The 25,670-nt window shown below is 35.6% G+C and carries 21 protein-coding genes; 11 read left to right on the top strand and 10 right to left on the bottom strand.

Annotation, left to right across the window (positions count from 1 at the left end):
- Positions 1-79 precede the first annotated feature (79 nt).
- Both DDY94_RS08915 and DDY94_RS08920 read left to right on the top strand, forming a co-directional pair.
- Positions 80-664, top strand: a complete 585-nt coding sequence (locus DDY94_RS08915; RefSeq protein WP_111683763.1) for an RNA polymerase sigma factor — start codon at positions 80-82, stop codon at positions 662-664.
- Positions 651-1,055: a hypothetical protein gene (locus tag DDY94_RS08920; RefSeq protein ID WP_111683764.1), complete on the top strand. Its 405-nt coding sequence runs from the start codon at positions 651-653 to the stop codon at positions 1,053-1,055. Before DDY94_RS08915 ends, DDY94_RS08920 begins: the two co-directional genes overlap by 14 nt.
- On the opposite strand, the gene DDY94_RS08925 is transcribed toward DDY94_RS08920, so the two are convergent.
- Positions 1,052-2,377, bottom strand: coding sequence for a hypothetical protein (locus tag DDY94_RS08925; RefSeq protein WP_111683765.1), 1,326 nt, complete (start codon positions 2,375-2,377; stop codon positions 1,052-1,054). The two genes, DDY94_RS08920 and DDY94_RS08925, sit on opposite strands and share 4 nt — an antisense overlap.
- A gap of 125 nt (positions 2,378-2,502) precedes the next feature.
- On the opposite strand from DDY94_RS08925, the gene DDY94_RS08930 reads away from it, so the two are divergent.
- Genes DDY94_RS08930 through DDY94_RS08940 form a run of 3 tightly spaced genes read left to right on the top strand, consistent with a single transcriptional unit; the run spans position 2,503 to position 4,697 of the window.
- Complete coding sequence (locus DDY94_RS08930; protein ID WP_111683766.1) at positions 2,503-3,051, top strand: RNA polymerase sigma factor; 549 nt, start codon at positions 2,503-2,505, stop codon at positions 3,049-3,051.
- A complete protein-coding gene (locus DDY94_RS08935; RefSeq protein ID WP_157957281.1) occupies positions 3,032-3,547 on the top strand; it encodes a hypothetical protein in 516 nt (171 codons plus the stop codon). Before DDY94_RS08930 ends, DDY94_RS08935 begins: the two co-directional genes overlap by 20 nt.
- On the top strand, positions 3,531-4,697 hold the full coding sequence (locus tag DDY94_RS08940) for a hypothetical protein (protein ID WP_111683768.1): 1,167 nt from the start codon (positions 3,531-3,533) through the stop codon (positions 4,695-4,697). Before DDY94_RS08935 ends, DDY94_RS08940 begins: the two co-directional genes overlap by 17 nt.
- A 77-nt stretch (positions 4,698-4,774) precedes the next feature.
- On the opposite strand, the gene DDY94_RS08945 is transcribed toward DDY94_RS08940, so the two are convergent.
- The 5 genes from DDY94_RS08945 to DDY94_RS08965 form a co-directional block, all read right to left on the bottom strand.
- Complete coding sequence (locus tag DDY94_RS08945) at positions 4,775-5,560, bottom strand: class I SAM-dependent methyltransferase (RefSeq protein WP_111683769.1); 786 nt, start codon at positions 5,558-5,560, stop codon at positions 4,775-4,777.
- Between the two features lie 12 nt (positions 5,561-5,572).
- Positions 5,573-6,208 carry an MOSC domain-containing protein gene (locus DDY94_RS08950; RefSeq protein WP_111683770.1) on the bottom strand — a complete coding sequence of 212 codons (636 nt, stop codon included), beginning with the start codon at positions 6,206-6,208 and terminating at the stop codon, positions 5,573-5,575.
- Positions 6,209-6,224: 16 nt separating this feature from the next.
- Positions 6,225-7,406, bottom strand: a complete 1,182-nt coding sequence (locus DDY94_RS08955) for an NAD-dependent epimerase/dehydratase family protein (RefSeq protein ID WP_111683771.1) — start codon at positions 7,404-7,406, stop codon at positions 6,225-6,227.
- A 157-nt stretch (positions 7,407-7,563) separates the two neighbouring features.
- Positions 7,564-8,148, bottom strand: a complete 585-nt coding sequence (locus DDY94_RS08960; RefSeq protein WP_111684013.1) for a Crp/Fnr family transcriptional regulator — start codon at positions 8,146-8,148, stop codon at positions 7,564-7,566.
- Between the two features lie 153 nt (positions 8,149-8,301).
- Positions 8,302-9,954, bottom strand: coding sequence for a serine hydrolase (locus tag DDY94_RS08965; protein WP_111683772.1), 1,653 nt, complete (start codon positions 9,952-9,954; stop codon positions 8,302-8,304).
- Positions 9,955-10,343: 389 nt separating this feature from the next.
- Between DDY94_RS08965 and DDY94_RS16125 the strand changes: the two genes are divergently transcribed.
- Positions 10,344-10,703: a hypothetical protein gene (locus tag DDY94_RS16125; RefSeq protein ID WP_198658937.1), complete on the top strand. Its 360-nt coding sequence runs from the start codon at positions 10,344-10,346 to the stop codon at positions 10,701-10,703.
- Between the two features lie 229 nt (positions 10,704-10,932).
- Here the strand turns inward: DDY94_RS16125 and htpG are convergent, their stop codons facing one another.
- Both htpG and DDY94_RS08980 read right to left on the bottom strand, forming a co-directional pair.
- Positions 10,933-12,840, bottom strand: a complete 1,908-nt coding sequence (gene htpG / locus DDY94_RS08975) for a molecular chaperone HtpG (protein WP_111683774.1) — start codon at positions 12,838-12,840, stop codon at positions 10,933-10,935.
- A gap of 165 nt (positions 12,841-13,005) precedes the next feature.
- Entirely contained in the window at positions 13,006-15,447 is a 2,442-nt protein-coding gene (locus DDY94_RS08980; protein WP_111683775.1) for an alpha/beta hydrolase family protein, read from the bottom strand.
- Positions 15,448-15,628: 181 nt separating this feature from the next.
- On the opposite strand from DDY94_RS08980, the gene DDY94_RS08985 reads away from it, so the two are divergent.
- From DDY94_RS08985 to DDY94_RS08995, 3 genes are read left to right on the top strand one after another with little or no spacing between them, the layout of a single operon-like run.
- On the top strand, positions 15,629-16,639 hold the full coding sequence (locus DDY94_RS08985; protein WP_111683776.1) for a 3-oxoacyl-ACP synthase III family protein: 1,011 nt from the start codon (positions 15,629-15,631) through the stop codon (positions 16,637-16,639).
- 40 nt (positions 16,640-16,679) lie between these two features.
- The gene (locus DDY94_RS08990; protein ID WP_111683777.1) at positions 16,680-17,189 is read left to right on the top strand and encodes a hypothetical protein; all 510 of its coding nucleotides are present in this window, start codon (positions 16,680-16,682) and stop codon (positions 17,187-17,189) included.
- Between the two features lie 20 nt (positions 17,190-17,209).
- The gene (locus tag DDY94_RS08995; RefSeq protein ID WP_157957283.1) at positions 17,210-17,833 is read left to right on the top strand and encodes a hypothetical protein; all 624 of its coding nucleotides are present in this window, start codon (positions 17,210-17,212) and stop codon (positions 17,831-17,833) included.
- Between the two features lie 382 nt (positions 17,834-18,215).
- Here the strand turns inward: DDY94_RS08995 and DDY94_RS09000 are convergent, their stop codons facing one another.
- Positions 18,216-20,687 (bottom strand): TonB-dependent receptor domain-containing protein, encoded by a 2,472-nt coding sequence (locus DDY94_RS09000; RefSeq protein WP_111683779.1) that lies wholly within the window; start codon positions 20,685-20,687, stop codon positions 18,216-18,218.
- A gap of 100 nt (positions 20,688-20,787) precedes the next feature.
- Between DDY94_RS09000 and DDY94_RS09005 the strand changes: the two genes are divergently transcribed.
- Complete coding sequence (locus tag DDY94_RS09005) at positions 20,788-21,150, top strand: CoA-binding protein (RefSeq protein ID WP_111683780.1); 363 nt, start codon at positions 20,788-20,790, stop codon at positions 21,148-21,150.
- On the opposite strand, the gene DDY94_RS09010 is transcribed toward DDY94_RS09005, so the two are convergent.
- Positions 21,137-22,603, bottom strand: coding sequence for a sodium:solute symporter (locus tag DDY94_RS09010; RefSeq protein WP_111683781.1), 1,467 nt, complete (start codon positions 22,601-22,603; stop codon positions 21,137-21,139). The genes DDY94_RS09005 and DDY94_RS09010 overlap by 14 nt on opposite strands.
- 71 nt (positions 22,604-22,674) lie before the next feature.
- Here DDY94_RS09010 and DDY94_RS09015 point away from each other — a divergent pair, with 71 nt between their 5' ends.
- Positions 22,675-25,659 (top strand): VPS10 domain-containing protein, encoded by a 2,985-nt coding sequence (locus DDY94_RS09015; RefSeq protein WP_111683782.1) that lies wholly within the window; start codon positions 22,675-22,677, stop codon positions 25,657-25,659.
- The last annotated feature ends 11 nt before the right edge of the window (positions 25,660-25,670 follow it).

Consider the following 25,670-nt stretch of genomic DNA (forward strand, 5'->3'; position numbering starts at 1 on the left):
TAGGTTACAATTTTTTCAAAAAAAATTTTTTTCGCCTGTTTTGTAACCTAAAGTAATTATATGTCGTCTTAATATCAACATGACCACCAACGACGATACTATATTAATCAATGCAATTAATAATGGCGATACTAAGGCCTATGCGCAAATAGTTGACCGTTATAAGGATTTGGTATATACCTTAGCTTTGCGTATGCTGAAGCATAGGGAAGAGGCAGAAGAGGTTGCACAAGATACCTTTATTAAGGTTTTTAAGTCCTTACACAAATTTAAAGGCGACTCTAAGTTTTCAACCTGGATATATAAAGTAGCATACAATACCTGCTTAGATACCATAAAGAAGAATAAGAAGCATTTAAATAATGTAGCTATTGATGAGTACACATTTAATAAGTTGGAAACTATCGATAATGCATTAGACCATATTATAAATGAAGAAAAAAGAGATCTGATAAAAAAGTGTATTAATAAGTTGCCCGAAGATAGTAGTGCCTTATTAACGCTATTTTATTTTGAAGAGTTATCTTTAGAGGAGATCTCAAAAATAATAAACGTTGAAGCCAACACTGTAAAGGTGAAGCTTTTTAGAGCTCGAAAAAAACTCGCTGTTATTTTAGAGCAATATTTACAACCACAAAAAAAGTTGAATTATGGAAAAGGATGATAAAAGAATTGAGGATCTGGTAAATAAATTAATGCAAGCTGATTCGCTTGAAACGGCACCTGCAGATTTTACTGATAAGGTTATGGCAAAGGTTGAAGCCCTTTCGAATTCTGAAGTTACGGTCTACAAACCTCTTATTCCAAAATATATATGGTGGTTACTTGCCGCTGGTTTTGCAACTTTAGTGGGAAATATTTTATTGGGTAAACCAAGCGAGGGGACTAGCCTTGTTGAGCGTTACAACTTACCAGACGTTTCATTTAATCTCTTTGAAAATGTTTCTTTAGACGTTTCAAATACCTTAATGTATGCCATCGTGTTTTTAGCGATTATGGTGACGGTACAGATTCCGATATTGAAGCAATATTTTAATAGTCGATTGTCTTATTAATTCGGGAAATACCAAAACGGAATAGACTCATAATACCAGTTTTGTGTGTCTTGTTTCCTAATACGCTTGCGCATTACATGCAATAAATGTTTGCCTTCTGTGAGATTTTTCAAGCCAACATAGGTTTCAAATCCTTTTTGGTTTTTAATACTTCTACTTACTATAAATTCAGAATCGAATTTAACCGAATCAATTCGTACTGTAAAGATCTCATTTAGGGTTTTAACATAGGCTCTTCGTAAACTATCGCGCTGATTCCATGAAAGGCTGTTCATGACAAACACATCCGAATCTAAACCTCTAATATCTTTTTCAGGTTTTAGTCCTTTATTAAATGAAAACACATAATCATCAAAATCATCATCTAATACCATAAAGACTTTCATGTATTTGTCTTTAATTACTTTAGATTCAATAGCTACATTATCGATAAAATCGTCTTCATCTAGCATGTCTTCGTAATTTTCATTGCTAGCAATGATACTATTTGAGGATAGTTCACCATTGAAATAATTTGAAGTTTTATACCTTAAACTTGCACCTACAAGGATTAAAACATAAATAGGTACTAATGCCATGCTGACGCGTCTTCCAAATTTGTTATCTAAGAAATTATACACAAGAGGACGATATAAAAAGGCCAAAGTTATTTTACTAAATACCCAATATACGGGGAAATAGATCTTGCTTAACCATTTCTTTTTCTTAAACCAACCCAAGGTTAAGAAATCGAGAAATGTAAATAGCATTCCAATTACAAAGAACAACATCAAAGGTATTCCGATCCAGTAACTAATAGCATCATTTTCAATGATCCTAGAACTATCATCTAAAAATAACCTGGCTATTACAACAATGCTGATTATGGTAAATGTAAAGGCCAACACATAAAAAATGAGCATAAAGGATATTGCAAAAATGATACTACAGTAATTCTCTAATTTGGCAATATATCTGTCAAAAGAACCTACTTTCTTTTTTAAGTATTTGGTGAACTTCTCACTATAATTGAGCTCGTCATAATCAATATCGCCAGAGACGTACCGCAATCCCAGTGCACCAATCCACAATCCCCTTAATACAACATGGAGCAAAAGGTTAAATATTAGAATAGCACAAGAAACCAACACCACCATTAAAATAATCCAGGAGTATATTTTTCCATCATTCTGTGCAGCTTTCGCTGCAATGGTTATATGTGGAAAAGCAGTAAATAGACCGAAAATGGCAAAACCAGAAATAAGTAATTCTAATTGCCAGCTTTCTTCTTGTAATTTTTGAAGTAGTTTTTTGAAAGCTGGATTATTATGATCTTGACTCATAAGTTATGGCTATTTTATTTTAGTCTAAAGTTAATGATATTCAATTAATTTCAACTTATTTTTCAAAATTTGAAACCCTTTTGAAATTCTTTCGTTTTTAATTACAAAGAGACCCATCATACTAAATGCAAAACCAACAAGATCGTTTAATTAAAGCCTGTAAAAAAGGAAATCGATTAGCACAGATGCAGCTTTATGATAACTATGCACAGGCCATGTTTACAATTGCTTGTCGGTATGTAAAAAATGAAGAAGAAGCAAAAGATGTAATGCAAGAAGGTTTTTTGAAAGCTTTTTTGAATATTAAAAGTTACCAACCCCATTCTAGTTTTGGTGCCTGGTTAAAGCGAATTGTGATCAATCAGTCCCTTGATGCCTTAAAAAAACGCAAGGTCGAATTTAGTAATGATGGCTTAGAAACGCTAAATATAATTGAAGATGACGACTGGACTTTCGATAACTCAATTACAAAAAATCAAATCCTAGACGCCATTGAACAACTCAATACAAAACACAAGATCGTGGTAAAATTATACCTCATTGAAGGTTACGACCACCAAGAGATTTCAGAGATTTTGAAAATACCCGTGAAAACATCCCGAACGCAGTTGAGGCGCGGAAAGACAAACCTTAGAGCTATACTAAAATCAACATATGATGAAGCAGGATATTAGAGATTTATTTACCAATGAGGAGGATCTAAAAACACTCCCAGACGATCACCGAGCTGAGTTTTTAGAGAAGCTTAAGAGTCAGCCTAAAAAGAATTCCAATTATATAATTTGGATTAGAGTTGCGGCTACGGTGATCATTGCATTAGCCATTGGATATAGTCAATTCTACAAACAACCAAATGAAGTAGAACCACCAGTTATTTCTCAAATTAAAGCGGTTGAAGACCAATACCTTAAAGATATTGAAAAAGAATGGCAGAGTTTTGTTGCTGTTGCCAATGATGAAGCCCTAGTTGCCAGATTTAAAAAGCGTTTAAATGAACTAGATGCTGATTATCAGGAAATTGCTGCACAGTTTCAAAATGATGCAAATAATATTGAAATTATTGAAGCACTAGTAGACAACCTACAAACACGACTTCAAATTTTACAAGATATACAAGAACACATCAATATTTTAAATCAAAAAAAGGAACAAAATGAAATCACTATTTAATTACCTATTGCTGATCTTAATCACATCAGCACCTGCTTTAGCTCAGCGAAATCAAATATTAAAGGAAAGTATAGATCTTGATAAGAATTCTACGGTAAAGCTAGATATCGAAAATATTTACCTTGCTATCGAAGAGTCTACTGATGGTAAGATTCATTTTGATTATGCTTTAGAGTTTGATGGCTATTCAAAAAAGGCCATTAGAGAAAAACTTGATGGCATAGAAACAGACATTAAAAAGAGCGGCAGTACAATTACATTAAAGGCTAACAGTATGAGCCAAATTTCGTTTCAAAGTTTTGCCCTTACCTCAGAACATGGTTTGTATATGGAAGACGACCTTTTCGGAAAGCGAAGTGATACTGTTTACAGAAAATCTACAGATTCATTGCTCACAGAGATCAGGAAAAACAACCGATCTAATTGGGCTGAAGATCCGTTAAAATACCTTAATGGTAAGTTTAAGAAAATGGATAAAGATGGCAATCTATCGGCTATAAGAAAGGGCAATGTAAAAATAATGCGAAGTCAATTTGTTATTAAGATCCCGCCATTTGTAAAGTTGAATATCGAGTCGAAGAACTCTGGTATTTACTTTAGAAACGATGTTCAGAATGAATTGGTAGTTACATCGAAACAAGGTAACTTCAAGGCTAAGGCACTTACCAATACCTTCAATTTTGTTCAAATGGACAATGTGCATTTTGAAGCTGAATCTCTTGTAGGAGGTGTTTATGAATTGAAGAATGTTAATGGTGGAAAAATTGGTCGTATCAAAGAGGCCAAGATCAATTCAGAATTTTCAAAAATTGAAATTGGAGAGGTTGGGACAAAGACCATAATTAATGACTTTAATAGCCAATATTGGTTATATAATTGGACCCTAAATTTTGATAAGGCTTTAATGGATACTGAGTATTCTAAGATCAATATATTTTTTCCTCAAAACATGAAATATCAACTGGCTACTTTCGGTCACAACACGGTTCATTTTTATTTAGGCGTTACCACTGAAATTGCACCGAGCAGAGAAAACAAATCAACGTTCATGATGAATTTTGGATCTAGTGCAGACCCGAATAAGATTCAGGTAAATACCATTCATGGAATTGTAAGATTTGGCGAGGATTATATTCATATTAAGCGTTAACCAAAATTTACATTAAAGAGGTGTTTCTAACCATTCACTGTTTTGGTTAGGAGCACTTTGTTTCCAATCGTATTGCGCTATGACTTTTCAATAATCAAATAAAGGTAGTCACCTTTATCATTTTCGTAGTTCTTAATAACCTTTTCGATCTTCCCAGAGTCTATATCTGAACGCAGATTTTCTAAGCCTGTTTCAACCTCTTCTTTGTTAGATAAGGCGCTAAAAGATGAAATACCACGTCGTATATTTTCATCGAAATAAAGCTCTGGATTGTGCTTTCCGCAGTACAGAAATTGATCTTTAAGATCTGGTTTAATGTTATATTTTTCCTTAGCTTTCAGTTTGAACCCAGCCGAATGCAATACTGCTAGCACATTATCTATTGAAGGCATCTGTAATATCGAATCTTTCAGCATCTTCGGAAAGTAATGATTCAACCAATAACCTTCCATCTGAATAGGCGAAGAAGTAAAGATTACCACCTTACCTACAGGTTTTAAGACATAAGCCAACTCTGAAAATGCTCTCGATAAATTCCTCCAGTGATGAATGGTCAAAGTGGCAATAATACCATCTACACTATTTTCAGTTAAACCTGTTTTTTCAGCGGTTCCGATGTGCCACTTGATGTCTTTGTTTTTGAGTTGTGCCTTCTGAAGCATCTCAATGGATGGGTCTATGCCAATAAAATGAAACCCTTTTTTCCACAGAGCAATGGTGTAATTTCCTGTACCGCAACCAATATCTAAATACAAACCATCATTCTTTGGATTGAGATGTTTAATTAGTTGTTCGGTTAAATAGGGATCTGCCTTGCGTGTTTGATTATAGTTAATTCCTATTTTATTGTATTTGGCTGGCATATGGAACCGATGTTATTTAGCAAAAAATCTTAAACGCTTTTTAAGTCTTTCAGGAACGTTTTTATTGTTTAGTAAAATCGTGATATGGTCTTTATTTTTTTCTTCAGAAAATAGCAGTTTGAAAAAATCAAAAATGGAGATACTGTCTTTTGATTTTTCTAAAAGCTGAAATTCGTCACCTACTTCTACTTTACCGTTTTTAAGGACTCTAACATAAGTGCCAGGATAACCATGATCAATAAATTGTTGTAAGACGTCATCAGAATTAAATTTATAAGCAAACTTAAAGCAAGGTTCTCTTGGTATGGTAACTTGCACAGTTGCTTCACCAACCTTAAAAATGTCTCCAACAAAAATTGATTTTTCGTCTAGGCCTTCAACCGTGAGATTTTCGCCGAGCATACCATAAGTCCAATCAAGATTAGGGTATAAGTTTTGCCAATACGGATAATGGTTCAAAGAAAATAAATAACAAGCTTTGAATTCTCCACCGTGCACACGTCTATCAGCCACGATATCGCCTTTAACATCCTCCTTACCAAGGTAGATAGGCACCTCCGTTGGTTTTTTATATATACCTGTTGTAATTTCTTGACCCTGCCAAATAAATGTTCTAGGTTGTGCAATATTTGTGGATACAATTTTCATTTATTGAGGCTTTGATTTAAGAATTTCGATTGCCCCATTCGGCCAATATTTTCTTTTCTTTTATTAGCATGGCTTCGAGGTTGCTATTAAATTTTTGTTTACGTTCAGGGTCAACCTGATCAGAGTTCCACCATTTTAAAGTGTCAGTTACAGTGGTATTCAATGATCTAAAGGTTAATCCGGCTTCGATAGATTTCGCGTTAGCAATTTTAGCCGAACCAAAATGAGCCTTGTCAGCCATAACCCATGGAATAGAGTAGAGGATATTGTTCTCGCGTAAAAAATCATAGTCATCAACCAAAACAAAAGTTGAATTTACAGCTGGACTGAATGATTTTGCAGCCTCATCAACAAATTGTTCCATAGTTTGAACATCCTTCGGTCCAACACCATTGAAGGTCCCAGATTGCTTGTTTTCTGCCAATCGAATAAACCACTCAGCAACATCTCTAACATCGATATATTGAACGCGATCTTCGGCTTTTCCAGGAATTAAATGTTGCCCGCCTTTTGCTAGACGCACAGGCCAATGGATAAAGCGATCGGTGCGATCTGCCGGACCAAGCATATAAGTCGGACGAATAACAACAGTGCGTTCTTCTCCAAACGCCTTAATAGCTTCTAGTTCAGAATTGGCCTTCATTACGCCATAATCCATTTCGTATTTTTCATCTTCAGTTAGATCTTCAGGAACTTCCAAAGCCACTTCTGTTTTGGTGGAAATTTCTCCAGATAGATACGGATAATAAACACCTGTAGATGAGGTATACATATACATGCCAACATTATCTTTTAATAGATTGGCAGTGGCTTTAGTCCAACTTACCTTCCTACCAGAATTATCAATTACTACGTCCCACTTTCGATTTTCAAGTGCGGTAAGATCGTTTTCACGATCGCCAACAAGTTGTTCAACCTGATCGAAAAGATCAGCATGTACCCGCGGTTTTGTTTTCCCTCTCGTAAATGTGCTCACCTTATGACCTCTAGATAGGGCATAGGCAATTTGATGAGGTCCTAAAAAGCTAGTACCTCCAAGAATGAGGATACTTAGTTTTTTGTTGATTGAAGTATTTGTATCAGATTTAGGTTTTGTGTCCGATTTACAACCGATGAGACTACTTCCGAGTAATGGTAATGCAATGCCAGCAAGCGTACTTTTTTTAATGAATGATCGTCGAGAATTTAACTTTTTCATCTGGATTGGCTTTAGATTCTAAAGTTAAAAAAAAAGCGCAAGTTTTCTCAACTTGCGCCATTTAGCTATTAATCCTAAAAGGGACTTAAATTAATCATGTTAGGGATTCAAAATTAAAACTATTATCCCGTTCAAAAATTGATGTATGTTAAGAAATCTATTGTTCAGATAATTCTTTACGAATTCTACTAAGACTTTCGGTAGTTATACCAAGATAGGAGGCAATATGGTAGTTTTTTAGATACTTTTCTACTTGAGGATAGGTTTTCATAAAATGGATATAACGGTCGGACGCTGTTTGAGATATTCCGGCAAGTATACGCTTTTGAAATGCTGCAAATGCACGCTCAAGTTTAATCCGGAAAAACCGATCTATTCTCGGAATTTGATCATATAAAGCCTCTTTATCACTTCTGTTAATTCTATAAATGGTGGAATCGGCCAAAGCTTCGACCGTCATGATAGCTTTTTCACCTGTAAAAAAGGCCGTATAATCGCTGATCCACCAATCTTTAATCCCAAATTGAACGGTATATTCTTTACCTTGACTGTCTATATGAAAAGTTCTGAGGCATCCTTCCAGAATATAATAATGAGAGTCAACCACGTCGCCAGGTCTTAACAAAATATCGCCTTTTTTTACTACTACCTTATGAAAAACATTCTCAATAATCTTGATCTCACTCTCATTAAAATTGAGCGTTTTAAAGATCTCTTTTATTTTAGAATTGTCCGAGCGCACGACGTCTGATTTTGTAGCCACTTTAAATTACTCAAATCTCTTGAAGGATAAAAGTTAAATTCGATAGGCGTCACAAAAAGTTAGTTGAAACGCTATAAAAACTAAAAAAACCATCTGATATACAAATGGTTAGGTAAAAATTTTAGAAAAGAGTTATTCTATTTTTTTTGCATTGGTTTGTTGTCCACCCTGATCGAGTGTAAAACTTTCAACTTCATTGGCGTTATTCTTATTAAAGGTTACTGTGAGTGCCGTAACCTTTGCATAGAATTTAGTCTCGCTTTCAGCAAAGAGCTCGAATTTACCTTGTCCGGTAGCTTGCGCAAAAATCTGACTGCCATCAACCGTCACTTCAACAAAGAAGTTTGGTGCTAACTCGTAATTACCAACATACTGCTTTAAAATAGCGTTTGAAAGCTTCATTTCTTCTCTTGCTTTTGGCATTTCTTTATTAGTTTCTTTACCGATGTTTTCAGTGTCTGTAATAAAAATCGCCTGTTTTTTACCGTCAGCTGTTTTTGAAAATTTATATTCAATGGTACCTTCTTCAAACATAAAACGGTTTTCAGAAAGCGGGAATATATCGAATACCGTATTGGTTTCAGATTCTCTCATACTTTTCAGTCCGCCATCTTGGAAAAATATGTGTCTGATAGCGCCGTCTTCAAATTGGTAAGCACCTTCCCATTGCTTTAGTTGATTTTCAGATAGTTTTACAACATCTTTCATTGATGGAAAAGGCTTTCCTATCGCTGCTGCAGCAATATTTTGAGTCAGTGCTCCGATATCGTTGCAACTGCAATTACTAAGACCAATAACATATACATCTTCTTCCATAAGGTAAATGCCATTGGTAGATGTTCCGAATATTCCACCGCTATGTGTATAGCCCTTAGAACCTCTTAAGTTTAATTCGCCAAGACCATAGCCATAGTCGATATACTCGCCATTATTAAGTTTAGATCCTTTAATGGCTTTGCTAAAAGTTTCAGCACTTATTAAGGTGTTATTTCTCAAAGCATTTTGCCATTTAAGCATATCATCAACTGTAGACACTAAGGCACCTGCGGCATGAGGAAGCGTCATACTTAAATAGTTGGCATTTACATAACCATCCGGCCCTTGTTCATAAGGCATGGCTCTATTTTTTATGAGTTCGCGATTGCTGCCATATCTAGAATTCGACATGCCTAATCGTTCAAAAATATTTTTTTCGATATAGTCTTCATAAGTTTCACCAGAGAGTATTTCAATGATTTTTCCTAACAATACGTAGCCAGAGTTATTGTAACTATAGTTGTCGCCAGGATTGAAATCCATGGGTTCATTTTTGAAATAATCGATAAGCTCATCGAGCGTCATATCTTTTCTTGCAACTTCTACTAAATTCCCAATTCCTGTGTAACTTTTTATACCAGAAGTGTGGTTTAATAATTGATGCACAGTTATGGTCTTCCCATTGGTTGGATAATCTGTGATAAACTTTGTAATTGGGTCATCCATACTTAGTTTTCCCTGTTCTTCGAGCATTAAAATTGAAACAGCGGTAAACTGTTTTGTGATCGATGCAAGCATGAATACATTCTCAGGAATCATATCAATATTGTATTCTAAATTTGCTTTACCTACAGCTTTTCTGTAAATCGGTTTTCCATCTTTGGCAACTAGAATGGTAGCACCTGGCATATTGGCGTCGTAAAATTGAGCAACGATATCATCGAATTTTTGAGTGAGATCTTGGGCTTGGATAGAAACTGTAAGAAGCATGCTCAACGCCATACAGCAATAAAGAAGTTTGGTTTTCATATTGATTGTGATTGATTGTTTTTAATGAGACGTTTTTATTGGTAAGAAGTTACAAAAACTTCAGGAATTCAAATAAGCAAATGGTTTTTACGATAGCTTAGTCATTCCAGTAAGTTTTACCTTGTTGAAGGATCGCTTATTTACTTATTTTATATGCCTTTGTACAAGGCTAACACAATAAAAAATGTAAAACATTGACCAGCAAACAATGCCCAAGAATTTGAATCCGTCTTCTAGTAGAATTCTAAAGACTTCTCCTTCAATAAGAAGATCTATCAAAACAGAACTTCCAAATGAGATAAATGCAATAATTAGAGCGAATTTGAAGCGAGCTGAAAGTAAAATTTTGTAAAACCCGGATTATTAATATACCAAATAGTAGCGCATAAATGCCATACATAACCAATTCATGTATTCCTAGTGATAATAAAATTCGATCATGGAACATGAAAAAGTCGTCGAGTAGCAAAAGTCCCGTTATTACAGCAACATATAATAAGAATGATATTTGTTTGCTGCTCACCTTTTCTATAACAAGAATAAATGTAAAAGGAAGTACGGCGGTAGTTGCGCACCATAGTAATATTCCAATATTAGACACTACACCAATCAGAGGGTTTACATCGAATAGTGACAGTGGGTCTGCAGTAAAATACCTTATGGGTATTTCAAATTTTACTGAAATAATATATACCAACCAAAAAAGGATTATGGTTAGAATGACTAATAAAGTTGCGAGTGTTTTTTGAGAAAAGTGATTAATCCCCCTTTTAATTAATTCCATTAATAGCCAGTGTTAAATTAATTTAACAGATATAAATTTTACTAGACAATTCCTAAGGGTTCCTATCGTAAAGCTAAGAATAATAATATGTTTTCCAATTCTTTCTGAAGATTTTAACGTATTCGATTTTAACAAAAAAGCCACTTTTTATAAAGTGGCTTTTTATCTCAAATCTCAAGTTTCTAATCTCAAGTCTATTTAATCATATCATAACTACGTTTAATGAAGTTAGTGAGTTCCTCACCTTTAAGCAACCCTTGCGATAAACGTGCCAGGTCTAAACTTTGATTTATTAAACGTTCTTGCTTTTTCCTTGTTTTAGTGTTTAATATTTCGCTTACCAGTTCATGATTTGTATTAACCACCAAGTTGTACATCTCTGGCATATGGCCTATACCAAACATACCACCACCAGTTTGTTGCATTTCTTTCATACGACGCATAAATTCTGGCTGCGTGATCATAAATGGCGATGCATTACTATCCATGGCCTCTAATTGCACCATGAACTTTTCAGACGGCACTACCTCTTTCAATAATTCATCTAACTTGGTTTTTTCATCATCAGATAATTTTGAAATTGTAGTATCGTCCTTTTTGATAAGATTATCAATATGGTCAGCATCTACACGAGCAAAAGTTATGTTTTCTTTTGTCGATTCTAGCTTTTGCATTAAGTGACTAACAATAGGTGAATCTAACAGAAGCACTTCGTAGTCTTTGTCTTTAGCTGCTTGAATATAGCTGTGTTGCTCATCTTTATTAGCCGCATAAAGAATCACCATTTTATCGTCTTTGTCCGTTTGCTTGGCTTTGATAGCATTTGTTAATTCTTCAAAAGTGTAATATTTACCATCCACCGTTGGGTAAAGTGCAAAGGCATCTGCTTTTTCAAAGAATTTTTCTTCGGAAAGCATACCGTATTCGATCACGATTTTAATGTCGTCCCATTTCTGTTCGAAATCCTCGCGATTAGTATTGAAAAGAGATTTCAACTTATCGGCAACTTTACGCGTAATGTATGAAGAGATCTTCTTTACATTTCCATCAGCCTGAAGGTAAGAACGCGACACGTTCAATGGAATATCTGGTGAATCGATAACACCGCGTAGCATGGTTAAAAATTCAGGAACAATACCTTCCACATTATCGGTTACAAAAACCTGATTTTGGTAGAGTTGAATACGATCCTTTTGCATATTCAGATCGTTTGTCATCTTCGGGAAATATAAGATCCCAGTAAGATTGAACGGATAATCAACATTTAAGTGAATATTGAATAATGGCTCTTCAAACTGCATTGGATAGAGCTCGCGATAGAAGTTTTTATAATCGTCTTCCTCGAGGTCTGCAGGTTGTTTAGTCCAAGCAGGATTTGGATTATTGATGATATCATCCACCGTAATTTTACGCTGAGGTTCTGTGGTTTCTTTACCATCTTCATCTGTAATTGTTTGTGGTTCGTGCTCTGGATCATTGATTTCCTTATTACCAAATTTAATTGGGATAGGCATGAACTTGTTGTACTTGGTCAACAATTCTCTAATCCTAGATTCTTCAAGAAATTCTTCTTCACCTTCTGAAATATGTAGAATTATTTCAGTTCCTCTTTCAGTTTTATCTGCTTCGTCTAGTGTAAATTCTGGAGAACCATCACAAGTCCAGTGAGCTGCCGGAGCATCTGTGTGCGACTTGGTAATGATCTCAACCTTATCTGCTACCATAAAAGCCGAGTAGAAACCTAGTCCAAAATGACCAATAATTCCGGCATCTTTAGCAGATTCATCATACTTGTTCAAAAATTCTTCAGCACCAGAAAAAGCGACTTGGTTGATGTATTTTTCAACTTCCTCAGCCGTCATCCCAAGTCCTTGGTCGATAATGTGAAGTTTTTTACCTTCTTTATCGATTTTCACTTCGATCTTAGGCGTACCATAATCAGATTTCGATTCGCCAATGCTTGTTAAATGTTTAAGTTTAAGTGTCGCATCTGTAGCGTTACTGATCAATTCACGCAGAAAGATCTCGTGGTCACTGTATAAGAACTTTTTAATTAACGGAAAGATATTCTCTACCGATACGTTAATACTTCCTTTTGTCATTTTATGTAATTTTTGTCATTCCTGCACAGGCAGAAATTGCGTTAATGATGTTGTTTTATTCTGAAATGAGATATTTCAAATAAAATACCAAGGCGAATATTGTGACAAGATGGCATAAAAAAACCACTCAATTTTTGAGTGGTTTTAATAACAATTATATTGAGATTAATTCTTGATGGTTTCTTCCTTCTGGATTTTTTCTTCCTTTTTTGTTTTGTTTTTTACATGTTTGTCTAGCCATTGATCTTGCTCCCAAAGCATGTGCATAATCGATTCTTTTGCTCTATAACCGTGACTTTCCTTAGGTAGCATTACTAGTCGCACTGGTGCTCCTAAACCTTTTAAGGCATTAAAGTAACGTTCACTTTGTAGAGGGTAAGTCCCTGAATTATTATCAGCCACACCATGGATTAAAAGTAATGGTGTTTTCATCTTATCAGCATGCATAAATGGCGACATATTGTAATAGATTTCAGGTGCTTCCCAATAACTGCGTTCTTCACTTTGGAAACCAAAAGGCGTCAAGGTTCGGTTATAAGCTCCACTACGAGCGATTCCTGCAGCGAATAAATCTGAATGCGACAACAAGTTCGCCGTCATAAAGGCGCCATAACTATGTCCTCCAACAGCTACTTTTTCTCTGTCAATATAACCGAGATTATCTACAGCGTCAATAGCAGCTTTGCCGTTTGCAACAAGCTGAGTTCTAAAAGAATCATTTGGCTCTTCGTCACCTTCACCTACAATTGGGAATGCTGCATCATCTAAAACTACATATCCTTTGGTGACCCAGTAAATAGGCGACCCCCAATACGGATACACAAATTCATTTGGATTTGAAGTACTTTGAGAAGCACTAGACTTGTCTTTATATTCACGTGGATATGCCCAAAGAATCATCGGATATTTTTTACCTTCTTCATAATCGAGTGGAAGGTATAAGGTACCGTCTAAGTCTAAGCCATCTTCACGTTTATATGAAATAACACGTTTATCGACCTCTTCTAAACTTTTGAATGGATTTTCAAACTCTGTGATGGCAGTAAGGTTATTTTTCTTAATGTTTCTTATGTAGTAATTAGGATATTCCTTTTTAGACTCAATTCTAACTAAGATTTCTCCTTTTTTCATATCGATTGCCGAATACAGACTTTCGAGTTTGTCGGTATATTCAGATTGATAAAGGCGCTTTGTTTTGCCAGTTTTAATGTTGTATTCGTCAATGAATGGGAATTGACCTTCTTTGGAATAGCCATCACCCATTAAATAGACTTTATCACCATTCATGGTTAAGGAATAACGGCCATATTCATTTTTAGAATTCACAAAATTTCCAGGATCGCTGTAAACATCCTGATAGTTTCTATCTGAAATTATTTTGGCTTCTCCATTTGAAGGATTAAACAAATAAGTCTTTAGATTTCTTGTATTCCACCAGTAGTCGTAAGCAATGGCATGATTATCGTCACCCCACTGAATTCCAGAAAAACGCTGCTTTGTTTTTAGAATTTCTTTTTGCTTTCCATCAAACGGAGCATTCAGTTCATAAACGACATCTCTGTAATCTACCTTAACCTCTGGGTCTCCATTATCTAAAGCCTCAGCCCAAACTAGGGTTGCAGAACGGTCGCCTCTCCAGGTCATATTTCGTTTCCCCATGCGTGTAGACATAAAACCTTTTGGTCTTACTTCATCTAGAGGAACCTCGTTTACAGTTTTGATTTTCTTCCCGCTTGCGGAATACATATTACTTTCATTCGGAAATCTGCTGTAAGGAACAATGTATGAGAATGGACGCATAATTCTTGTGATCATCACATAATTTCCGTCAGGTGAGAAACTAATGCCGCGGTACATATCGGCTGGGAGATAATCTTCAATATTACCATCTATAGACACTTTCTTTATTTCAGAACGTGCAAGCTGTTCAAAGTTGAATTCGTCATTAGGTGTTTTTAAAAGATCTTGGTAAGTTCTGTTCTGTGCTTTGGCACCATCACTAACAGAAACGGTCGGGCCAGTAGGTACAGCGCTAGCCGTATTGATCAAAGCCTTACGATCGGCAGGTAACATTTTAACCAAAAGACTCTTATTGTCCTTAAACCAATTGATGGTACTTCCCATATTGGCATTTACGGTTGCATCTGTAAGTTTGGTGACTTTGGCTGTTGCCACATCTAATACCCACACCTCAACACCAGTTGCGGTGGTGTTTAAGCAAGCGATCTTGCTTTCATCTGGCGACCAACTAAAACCTGATAATCGGGCATTGTCTGGTAAACCCATAACTTGCGTAGCGTCTTTATCTTCAATCTTCTTAACCTTGATATTGGTAATGTAATTGGTTCTACTTCCAATGTTCGTAACAGGATTAATCCGCAATCCGGCTAAGCGCATTTCGGTTTCGGATAGCTCTTGAATTGATTTATATTGATTACGGTAGAGCAGTACCATATGATCACCTTTACTGTCAATTTGAACACCAGGTGCGAGTTCAACATCGGCCAATTCTAATATCTCATCAGATGGCATTTGGTACTTTAGACTTTGCTGTGCATAGCTATTCAGAATAAAAAGCATTGCAAATAAATTGATTAATGATTTCATATAATAGAAGATAATTGATTAGTGGCTTGAAGATACTCAAAATTAAAGGTCGAAGCTGTGATACTATTGTTAAAATTATATCAAATTTGAAGTGTTTATAGTTTGTTATGCGTGCATAACGAATTGATTTAGGATTAGACGGAAATGGGTTAAATTTGTTGTCCTAACTATTATTATAAACATGTACAATTCGAGAATTACAGGATTGGGAAAGTACGTCCCAGAAAATGTCGTAACTAATGATGATTTGAAGGTTTGGATGGATACTAGTGATGAGTGGATCCAGGAACGAACAGGTATAAAAGAACGTCGATGGATCGATCCAGAAACAAGTGATGACACGACATCTATTATGGGAGCCAAAGCTGCTAAAATAGCCATAGAACGTGCCGGTTTAACCAAAGACGATATTGATTTTATAGTCTTTGCAACCTTGAGTCCCGATATGTATTTTCCTGGAGGTGGCGTACGTGTACAAGAGCTTTTAGAAATGGATACCATTGGAGCTATTGATGTTCGTAATCAGTGCTCTGGATTTATTTATGGGCTATCTGTAGCAGATCAATTCATTAAAACTGGTATGTATAAAAATGTCTTGGTTATAGGAAGTGAAAATCACTCTGGTGGATTAGAGCGTTCTACACGTGGTAGAGGTGTTACCGTAATTTTTGGTGATGGTGCAGGTGCTGCTGTATTGAGTAGGGAAGAAGATAATAGTAAAGGTATACTGTCTACACATTTACATTCTGAAGGAAAACATGCTAAAGAGTTATCTCTTGAAGGACCGAGCACAGGGCGTTGGGTTGATGCCATTATGGAAGACAATGATCCGGAAGACGTGTCTTACTATCCGTATATGAATGGTCAGTTTGTTTTTAAGCATGCTGTTGTGCGTTTTAGTGAGGCCATTATTGAAGGCTTGAAAACGAATAATCTTCAAAAGGAGGATATTGATATGTTAATTCCACATCAGGCGAATTTGAGAATATCACAGTTTATTCAAAAGAAATTTGGTCTAGGCAATGATCAGGTTTACAACAATATAATGCGCTACGGAAATACTACTGCGGCATCTATTCCGATTGCTCTAACTGAAGCTTGGGAAGAAGGCAAGATCAAGGAAGGTGACAATGTGGTTTTAGCAGCATTTGGTAGTGGCTTTACTTGGGGTAGTGCTATTATTAAGTGGTAAGTATTACTTCTTTATAAAATAGCTAAAAATCTTGTCTTAAATGCTTGAAGGCGACAATTTAGATATATTGATAAAGGAGGAGTTTCTAAGGGTATATGCAGAATTAGATACTGAACAAAAAAAGTACTTCAATCATCGTTCAATAAAAAATATTATATACCACCTTATCGATCATCCGAAGGATAATCCAAAAAGGAATAAAAAGCTCCAGGAGTTAGGAGAAATTAGGATAAAGAAAAAACTACTAGAATATTTAAAGGCCTACAGAAGTACTGAATTCAACAAAGATTCAGCGTATTCTTTATATGATTCATATTTTTATGAAATTGGACAATTTATGAGTAATTATTATGGTTTTTCAAGTTTAGGAGGACCATTAATGTTAATTATGATCTTGATTTTTGCCATCTTTGGCGGTTTATTAGATGCTTTATTTCTATCTTTAGATTGGATTATTTTTCCAATGTTTTCACCTATGTTTATTGTATTAATTGTAGCAAGGCGATCAATAAAATACTTTGGAAAAAGACTATATGACTCTGGTTATTGACGCGTAAAAATCACAATTTGATGAAGCAAAAATTTATAGTTTTACTCACCTTTTTTAATGTTTTTGTCTTCTTCGGACAAACTGATCCAGAGGATATAATTGTTGTCTATGATTCCTTAAATCCTAATGGGAAAGTCATATTAAAAAGTAATTTAAGCTCAAATTTAGACTCATTGAGTCCTCATCTTGTGGATGATATGCGTAAAGAACTTTTCATAAAAAAAGACAGTGCGACCATTTCAAAATTATTAGTTGGAAAATGGAAAATAAAAAGTGTAAAGCGTATTAATGGAGATTCTACTAATCTAATTGTACAAGATTCACTTGTTTTTGGAGCTGATCACTATTATTCTCAAAGTTCTGATGGTAAAACGGTAGAAGGCAAATGGATTTTAAAAACTAATATGATCGGAAATGTCACTATCCAATATAACGAAAAGCAATATCCAGTTCTAGATGAAAATATTATTAAGGCTTTACCCAAAGATTATTTAGAATCTCTGAGTTACGATTCTAATATTTTATCCATTACTGAACTAAATGAAGAGTACCTTATCTTAACAACATTCTTATTGGAAAACGCACATGATTTTGACACTATGTTTTATCGATTAGTTCTTAAGACTTATGCCAGAGCAGATTGAATCAGAAGGTTAAGCAAATCATGTGAAAGAAATAAGCTAATAAAAAAGCCCGAACAACTATATTGTCCGGGCTTTTCAGCTATTAACCAACTTTAACTAACACTTTATTATAAAACATAAATCTTATAATAACTATTACTTAAAACTTATCTCATTAACTTAGACGTAGAAGCCTTAGTTTTATTTCAAACATTAACATTTTTAACGCCTATTTAACAAAAACCCGAAACGAGCGTTTCGGGTTTTCTTATCTAATAGTTAAACATTAACACTAACCATCAACTATTTATGCAAACTATTAAATATTAAAGCTATCTTCTACACTATAAAGACTATCAAATGCGTAGTTTGTGACAGTTTCAATAGTGGATTTAACACTTTTTTATAAGAAGCCTGCACCAGATTTTTCATCATTATCTCTATTCTTACGAGACTTCGCACGGTACTTTCCACCACCAAAACGATAGGATAAACTAGCAAAGATGGTTTTGAATTCAGGAATAAACTCTGCTTCTTGTCTAAATGGTCGTTCACTTAAAATGTTGATTTCCTGAGTATCAAATACATTATTAAAGTTTAAGCTAAATGTTGCTCTGTTTTCTTCAAGGAAACTATAGCGTAAACCAAGATTCACAAAGTAAAACGGATCAACTTCAAAGTTTAAGCCTGTGTCCTTACCACGATACATGGCAAATGCCGAAAGCGATAGTTTCTTAGTCACCTTGAAATTGTTGAATACTCTAAAGTTGAGAATAAGGTTGTCTACTTCTGTATTATTGATCTCAATATCATTTTCTGTTGGATTAGGAATCGTTGGGTCTAAAGTTTCTGCGAATCCACGTTGCGTACGCCCGTACAAATCAAAACTAGCATTAAAACTCCACCATTTTGTTGGTCTGTAGTTACTTGAAATCTCTACACCGTAGGCAGATGTATTATCAAAATTATCGATTCTTAAGATCACACGTCCAGAGCCTAATGCTGCACGATCAACAAATACACCTTGATTTATTTCATCTTCGATCAGTCTATAAAAAACACCTGCAGTGATGCTACCTTTTTCAAGATTTCTGGTGTAGTTAGCTTCAAGTGAATTGGTAAATTGTGGCTCTAATTCCTGATTACCAAACTGAGATATCAATGGCGTATTAAATTCCGGAATTGGATTTACTTGTCCAACACCTGGTCGATCTACACGACGGCTAAAACTGAACTGATACGAATTCTTTTCAGAAGGGTTATAAGTTACGAATGCTGAAGGATACACCTGAGTATAATCATTTTCAAAAGGAAACTCAGTTGATGTGTTATTAGACAGATTAGTATCAACAGCAAAGGTTGTTACATTCACCGTTTCAGCTCTTAAACCAAGTTGGTACGACCATTTTTCAAGCTGCTTACTATAACTTACATAAGCTGAATAGATATTTCGCTCATAGTCGAATGATGTTTCTGTAGGAATGAAATTCCCAAATTCATCCTGAACTCTCGCATCAGAATTATAATTCAGATCTGTATTAAATATCCTCGCTTGTAAACCAGCTTCGATTTTGGCAGTTTCAGACAACGGATTCACATAATCAAGATTTAGTGTAGTACGATCGCGTTCAGTGTCGGTGAATTCATCGAAATTAGGTCGAACATTTGCACCAGTAAAACGGTTGAAAGTCTCAACGTCATTATCAAAAATATTGAAATCAGCCTCGAGCTCTATGTTATGACCTTCTTTGTCAAAATCTAGCTTATAATTCACATTATATTGCTGACTCATGTTCTCATTGGTATTGTCAATCACCTGAAGTTGATCGTCCGCCGGATCTTGAAACATTAAAAAGGTTTGTCCTAAAGCGCCACCATCAAATATGTTCTGATTAGTGAAAACAGAAAAGGTATTCTTCTCATTAATATAGTAATCAACACCAAATTTGAATAGGTGCGAATTACGTTCATCTAAGAGATCAATTTCTTGATTGATACCTGTGTCTACTTGATTTAGAAAGATAAAGTTTTGATTCTCGGCGATATTGTTACCATAGCTTCCGTAGAAATTCAGCTTGTTATTTCTGTAGTTCATATCAATAGAACTATTGAACTTTGGTTCTAATTGATAGCCTAATCCGAAATTAACATTACCATTAAATCCAACATTGATGTTCTTGTGAAGGATAATATTGATAATTCCACTCATTCCATCAGGATTATATTTTGCCGATGGATTGGTGATCAGCTCAATTTGTTTAATAGAGGTTGAAGGAATTTGACGTAATAATTGTGCCGCAGGAATATTAGACAATTTACCGTCTACCATCACCTGAACGTTCTGATTTCCTCTAAGGGCAATATCGCCTGTTTGTGGGTCAACGTTAACGGTTGGGATGTTATTCATGATCTCTGAAGCTGTCGGGCCCGAAGTGGTAAGATCTTTTCCAACGTTGATAACTCTTCGATCTATTTTCTGTTGAATTGTAGACGTTTCTGAAACCACTGTTACTTCATCAAGTGCCGTGTCGTCTTCTGCCAAACGAATATCACCCATATTGATGTCGTAGTTTCCTTTTCCTATAGTTTCTTGACGTACTATAGTTTTATATCCTATAAAGGTGATTTCAACTTTAATAGAGCCCTCAGGAATCTTTTTAATGGTAAATGTACCATCACTATTGGTAATTCCACCGGTAATTACTTTATCGGCTGCATCTTTTACAATGATATTCACATAAGGTAGTGGTTCGTTGAGTTCTGCATCTAGAACACGACCTGAAATGGAACCGTTTTTAATTTCTGAATTTGATTCTGGTTGTGCACCTAAAATGGTAGAGAATACCATAATAAGCATTAAGGCAAAATGCTTCATTTTTGATTGTTTTTTGATTGATTGATAGTTTCTTTATCTCTAGACGACTATTTTTACATCATGTTACTTGATTTAACATCCCTTAACATTTTTTTAACATATGAATAAAAAAACTCTAGTGTTAGGTGCTTCTTTGAAACCCGAGCGCTATTCTAACATAGCAATACACAGATTACTCAATAATGAGCACGATGTGGTTGCATTTGGTATTAAACCTGGTGAGGTTAGAGATGTCGTAATTGATACAGAATTGAAGAATTACGAAGACATCGATACAGTGTCCTTATATCTTAACCCGAAAAGACAGGAAGCCTACTATGATTATATAATTAGCTTAAATCCTAAACGCGTTATTTTTAATCCTGGTACAGAAAACCCAGAATTATATCAAATTCTCAAAGACAACAATATTGCTTTTGAAGTAGCGTGTACCTTAGTATTACTCGGTACTAATCAGTACTAGATTTTTTTGAAATTAATAGTAATCCTAAAAACGTTATTAAGCCATTAAGGGGTAGTATTTCCCAGTGGAATACATAAGATCCAATAATACTTTCTGGCAAAGAACTAATCACGAAGGTTAATGTAATCGATATTAAAGCAACGATCCATACAAATTGGTCTTTGATTTTATATTTAGTGAGGATGCCAAAGGCAAACAAGCCTAGTAACGGACCATAAGTAAATGTAGCAAACTTAAACAGATTGCTAACGACACTGCCGTCTAACATATTAAAAAGTAATACCACTAATACTAAGGTGATCGAAACAAAAATATGAACCTTCTTCCGAAGGGGTTTTTGTGCTTCTTTTGGTTTGTTTTCAATATTCAGAAAGTCAACACTAAAAGAGGTGGTTAAGGAGGTTAACGCACTATCTGCACTCGAATAGGCCGCTGCAATAAGCCCAATTAAAAATGTTATTGCCAGCCCTTTTCCTAAACCTTGATTCATGGCAATTTCAGGGAAAAGCAAATCAGTTCTTACGCGTCCATCTAAAACCGGGATAGCAATATTGAACTTTTCGGCATAAATAAATATAAGTGCTCCTAATGATAAAAAGATAAAGTTAACAATCACTAAGAGCGTTGCCATACTCAACATATTCTTTTTAGCATCTGCTGGATTTTTGCAAGTGAGATTTTTTTGCATCATGTCCTGGTCTAAACCGGTCATTGCGATCGCAATAAAAATGCCGCCAATAAAATATTTCCAGAAATATATTTTTGAATTAGGGTCGTCAAAAAAGAACAGTTTCCCCTTTTCTTTAAATTCATCCGAAGACAGAAAATCAGTATAAGACCAATCTAGTTGTTGATTGATAAGAAAGATCGCCACAACAACCGATACTAGCATAGCCAGTGTTTGCAAAGTGTCTGTCCAAACTATGGTTTTAATTCCGCCTCTATTCGTATACAACCAAATCAATACTATCGAAATAACTACCGTTACCCAAAACGGAACACCTATTTGTTCAAAAACGATATACTGCATGGCTAAGGCCACTAGAAATAAGCGAAAAGAGGCACCAGTAACTCTAGATAATAGGAAGAAAAATGCACCAGTTTTATAGCTTACCAATCCGAAGCGTTGTTCTAAATATTGATAAATAGAGGTTACATTTAGTCGGTAGTACAACGGTATTAATACGGTTAGAATGAAGATGTATCCAAAAAAGAATCCGAAAACACCCTGCATATAAGAAAATTGTTCTGCTCCAATAAGCCCGGGTACTGAAATAAAAGTAACACCCGAAAGTGATGCGCCAATCATCCCGAAGGCTACAACATACCAAGGCGACTGTCTTTTAGCTTTGAAGAAAACATCATTACTATCATCTTTTCCGGTGAAATAGGAAATAAGGATCAATACAGCGAAGTAACCGATAATTATGAACAAGATCGCACTGGGGCTCATAAACTTTTATTAAGAAAATTTTATGAAAAATAGTACATTTGGAAAAAATACTATCCAAATTTTGAATATTTATGAAAAAGATAGCCCCACTATTCGCATTTTTGTGCATATCAATAGTTAGCTTTTCACAAAACTATCAAGATCTTATTGCAGATGGATCCTACACCGTCGCCGAAATTGTTGAAGTTGCAGAACGCCATTTCGATACCGTTGGTAGAGGTAGAGGTACTGGCTACAAACCTTTCAGACGTTGGCAATATTTTGCAGAACGTGCTATGGACGAAACAGGACGATTAAAATCTCCTGAATTCTATTATAATGAACTTCTAAATTACAACGCCAACATTAATAGTGAAGGATTAGCTTTCAGAACTACAGTTGGTGACTGGGAAGAAATGGGACCAACCTATTGGAATGCTCTAGCCGGTTGGAATCCAGGTGTAGGTCGAATAACTTCGATTTCAGTTGAAGAAAATAATCTTAATCATATCATCGCAGGTAGCGAAACAGGTGGTGTTTGGCGTAGCCTTGATGGTGGTTCAACTTGGGAAGTTCTCACAGATAACCTTTCAAACATAGATGTATATGCTCTGGCCATAGACCCAAGTAATAATTCAACCTATTATTGGGGATCTACCAGTGGAAATATATTTAAGTCCACCGATAGTGGTGCCACGTGGTTCTTGCATAGCTCGTTACCTAATGGTTTCGTGAATAAGATTCTTATTCATCCAACCAATTCTATGATCATGTTTGCAACTGCACAAGGTGGAGGTATTTATAAGTCAACAAATGGAGGAACCTCATGGACGCTTATTCATTCTGAAGCAACAACTGGTTACGACATAGAGTTTAAGCCTGGCGACCCAAGTGTGGTTTATGCCACGGGAACAAAATTTTTCATTTCCAATGATTCAGGAACTACCTTTTCTACGGATAGTGGATTGAATGGTTGGACTCAAGAATTTGTCTCTGGTTCAACATCATGGGCTACAGCAAGTTCAAATCAAAATAATACAGTAACACCGAGAACAGGAAACGGATTAGGTCTATTCTACATAGGGAATTTTTCTAGCCCGTCAACCAGATTAGTCACACCTTCACTCAATTTGAGCGGTGCAGTTAATCCACAGGTAAATTTTTCATATACACAAGTAAATTGGTCTGGAGATATCGACGAATTACGTGTGTTATATAAAACTTCTGCAGCTGGTTCGTGGATAGAATTAGCGCATTACACAGCTGAGGTAAGTTCATGGTCTGATATTACTTTGAATCTTCCAAACCCTACAGGAGATTATTATGTCGCTTTTGAAGGGACTGCCAATTACGGTAGAGGCTTAACTTTAGATGATATTTCAATTGAGGCTTCGAATCTTGGAGTTGTTTTTTCTGATGGTTTTGAATCCGGATCGAATGAATTCGGTTCTGGCGCGAAAATGATTGGTGTTAGTGCAGATGATGCTGATATTGTATATGTACTTGAAGCGAACGGAAATATCTATGGTGGACTGCATAAATCACTAGACGGAGGTGCAACATTTACAAAATTCAATCACGGTTCAGTGAATTACTTCGGATATGATTCAATGGGTAATGATGCGCTGGGACAAGCGCCACGAGACATGGATATTGTGGTAAATCCAAATGATGTTGATGATGTTCATATTGCAGGTATTAACACATGGAGGTCTACAAATGGCGGGTTTATTTTCACCATTACATCGCAGTGGGTGCCAGGAAGTGCGTCATCTCAAAACATTGGATATTGTCATGCTGATGTTGATATACTCTTATTTGCCGGTACTGGTGTTGATGCAAGATTATTTGTAGGGTCAGATGGCGGTATTTTTAGAGCTGATAACCCTACAGTTGTTGATAGTAATTATTATACGGACCTAACTCCAGGAATGGGAATTAGGCAGTTTTACAGAATTGGAATAAGCCAAACCGATCCTGTTGTAGTAACTGGTGGTTCTCAAGATAACGGAACTTCAGTTATGAGAGCAGACGGAAGTTGGAGAGATTGGCTAGGCGCCGATGGTATGGAAGGTTTTGTAGACAAGAATAATAGTCAGATAATGTATGGAACAACGCAATTTGGAGGGTTGAGCAAAACCACAAATGGTGGTTTTAATCTGGCATCAATTAGTATCCCTGTCGGAAGTGGTAACTGGAATTGGATTGTTCCTTTTGAACAAGACCCAATTGTTGATAATACCATCTACGCCGCGTATAAAGAAGTGTTTAAGTCAACAAATGGTGGTGCAAGTTGGGTGTCTATTTCACCTGATTTCGGATCTAATATCGACCATTTTAAAATAGCACCATCAAACAACAATAAACTCTATCTCGCCATCAATGGGAACTTTTGGTATTCATCTAATGCTGGTTTAAACTGGACTCAGTCATCTTTAGCTTTAGGAGGTGGAAGGATCAATGAAATCGTTATTCATCCAACAGACCCAGATAAGATTGCTATTGCGACGACAGATAGTCAGAAAGTTTATTTAAGTACAAATGGTGGCGTATCATGGACCTCACTACGCTGGGATTTACCTAATTTTTCATCTCAGGCTTTGGCATGGCAAGATAATGGAGAAGATGGCTTATACGTTGGTATGAACTATGGTGTTTATTATACTGATAATGCCCTTGGTGATACATGGATACCATTTAATAATGGTTTGCCAAATGTGAGAATTAATGAGCTTGAAATAAATACAGTAGATAACAGAATTTATGCAGCAACTTATGGTCGAGGATTATGGCGTTCAAACGTTTATAATTCTTCACTTAGTGTTGATGATTTTGAATTTGAAGGCCTGACGTTGTATCCTAACCCAACTACTGATGTGGTTAACCTCAAATGGAACAAATCTGAAGATGTTAGTATTAGAATTTTTGATACCCAAGGAAAAGTGGTCTTCTATGGAAAGAGTGTTAACTTATTCAATGGTTTTGAAATCAATATGTCATCTTTCGACGCCGGATTATATTTTGTGAAGCTTCAGAGCAATAATGGTGAAATCACCAAAAAGCTCATCTTAGAATAAAAACGAATAGA

It is taken from the genome of Winogradskyella tangerina, from assembly GCF_003260205.1.
Lineage (GTDB): Bacteria > Bacteroidota > Bacteroidia > Flavobacteriales > Flavobacteriaceae > Winogradskyella > Winogradskyella tangerina.